The organism is Komagataeibacter kakiaceti JCM 25156, assembly GCF_000613305.1.
This window is the reverse complement of the sequence record NZ_BAIO01000379.1, coordinates 1-2,319: the sequence shown is the minus strand read 5'-3', so window position 1 is coordinate 2,319 and position 2,319 is coordinate 1. Positions and strand designations below refer to the sequence as shown.

The 2,319-nt window shown below is 61.8% G+C and carries 2 protein-coding genes and 1 pseudogene; all 3 read right to left on the bottom strand.

Annotation, left to right across the window (positions count from 1 at the left end; all coding sequences use genetic code 11):
* Positions 1-363 (bottom strand): annotated as a pseudogene (locus JCM25156_RS24620) (hypothetical protein); the annotation flags it as partial.
* A gap of 117 nt (positions 364-480) precedes the next feature.
* Entirely contained in the window at positions 481-951 is a 471-nt protein-coding gene (gene pal / locus JCM25156_RS14040; RefSeq protein ID WP_025813584.1) for a peptidoglycan-associated lipoprotein Pal, read from the bottom strand.
* 249 nt (positions 952-1,200) lie between these two features.
* Positions 1,201-2,319, bottom strand: a 1,119-nt coding sequence (tolB, locus tag JCM25156_RS14035) for a Tol-Pal system beta propeller repeat protein TolB (RefSeq protein WP_025813583.1), incomplete at its 5' end; no start/stop codon positions are given.

Sequence of the window (2,319 nt, the reverse complement as noted above, 5' to 3'; positions counted from 1 at the left end):
CGGCCTTGCCTGCCGCCACCGCTGGCGCCGCACTGCCCCCGGCCGACGCGGAAGAAGCGGGTGCGGATGCGCTCCATGACCGTGCTGCATGGCGAAGTTCATGTCATCGATCTGTTTGCTCAGGGTCGCGTTCTGCTGCTGCACCTGATTGTTCAGCTGGTCGATTTCGCCCCGCATGTCGCGTGTCTGCTGTTCGAGCGTATTGACCCGGTCCAGAAGCTGCAACGTAAGGTTGCCGCTGTCGTCATCGGCCCGCGCGCCGCCGAGACAGGCCAGCGAGACGCCACCGGCCAGCAGGGCCACCCTGCCCCACCGGCGGGGACGGGACGCGACCGAAAGGAAACATGACAACACAGACCGCATGGACCAGACCTTTCTGCACTACTACGCAGGCATACCTAAAACAAAACCGGCCGGGCGATAAGCGCCCGACCGGTTTCATATACTCACCATCCCGCCACTGGGGCGTGGGGTGGAAGCTTACTGCACCGCCGTGATGGCGTTACGGTTCTGGGACCATGCCTGCTCATCGTCACCGACGGCGGTGGGGCGGTCCTTGCCGTAGGAGATGGTCGTCAGACGCGACGCGTCCACACCCTTGGCCACCAGGTAGTCATGCGCGGCGTTGGCGCGGCGCTCACCCAGCGCGATGTTGTATTCCTCGGTGCCGCGATCATCGCAGTTACCGGCGATCTGCACATGCACCTGCGGGTATTTGGCAAGCCACGCCGCCTGCTTGTCCAGCGTCGCCTTCGCATCGTCGGACAGGCCGCTCTTGTCGAACGAGAACAGGACACGGTCCCCAGCCGTCGCCACCAGGTCAGCCTCGCTGCCCGGCGCAGGACCGACCTGCTGCGTGGCGGCGCCCGTGTTCACATTCTTGTTCGCATGATCGGAACAGGCCGCCAGAAGAAGGGCCATGCCAACCGCGCCAAAAAGCTTCAGTTTCATTACTTTTGATCCTGGATCGGTTTCTTGTATCGAAACCAGTTGTTGAATTTCCGGATTTAAATATGGAACGGCCCCGAGTCTCGTTGCGTCCTGTCAAACAAGCTGTAAAAACAGAGACTCGCGATCGCTGGAAACCTTTGTCAGCTTAGCTTTGAAATCCGGCCTGCGTCAATGTTGGACAAACACATAGCGGCTATTTGATAACCAGTTAGGTGCCGGAACGGTATTCGCCCAACATATTGAAATATATTATTTATTTAGCGGCGACCAGGCTGGGTCCGACGCGCTGCCAGCCGGCAGGGCGCGCTCGTGGAAGCCGGCAATATCAATTGTATTGATACCTGTTGCAAATCCGGCACCATTGCTCCCCCCCGAACTCTGGCGGCAGAACGCCAGCACCCGGCCATTGGGGCAGAAGGACGGACTTTCCACGGTAAAGCCTTCCGTCAGGATCCGCTCCCCCGTGCCATCTGGCGCCATGACGCCAAGCGAGAAACTGCCATTGGCGATACGCGAGAACGCGATCAGATCCCCGCGCGGCGACCAGACGGGGGAGCCATAGCTGCCATGGCCATAGGAAATCCGCCGCGCGTCCCCACCCGAGGCGCTCATGATATAAAGCTGCGGCGACCCGCCACGGTCCGAGTTGAAGACGACCTGCGTGCCATCGGGGCTGTAGGACGGGCTGGTGTCGATCGCGCCGGAATCAGTTATCTGCCGCCGCGCCATGGTCGCCAGGTCGACCACGTAAATATCGGATCCCCCCCCGCGCGTGACCGACAGGATCACCGAATTCCCGTCGGGCGCGAAACGTGGCGCGAAGGAAATGCCTGAAAAATCGCCAAGAATACGTTGCTGGCCCGTGCTCAGGTTGAACAGGTAAACCCGCGGCCTGTAATTGGCGTAGGACAGGAAGGCCAGTTCACTATTGGCCGGATTGAAGCGCGGCATCAGCGTCAGCCACTGGCCATTCGTCAGGTAACGGCTGTTCGCCCCGTCCTGGTCCATGATGGCAAGGCGCGTGGTCTGGTGGGCGCGCGGGCCGGAACGGGCGATATAGGCGATGCGGGTGTTGAAATATCCCTGCTCGCCCAGCAGGCGGCCATAGATCACATCGGCAATGATATGCGCGATGCGACGCCAGTCCTGCGCGGCGGCGGTATAGGCCGTGCCCTGGATCTGGGTTCCGGTGGGGACATCCCACAGCCGGAATTCCACGCGCAGGGAGCCGCCCTGATCCATGACCCGGCCGGTCATGGCCGCGCGCGCGCCCATGCTCTTGTAGGTCGCGAAATCGGGCGTGCCCTGCGGCATGGTGGCGCTGATGGGACGGAACAGGCCGCTATTGCCCAGATCGGCGGAAACGAC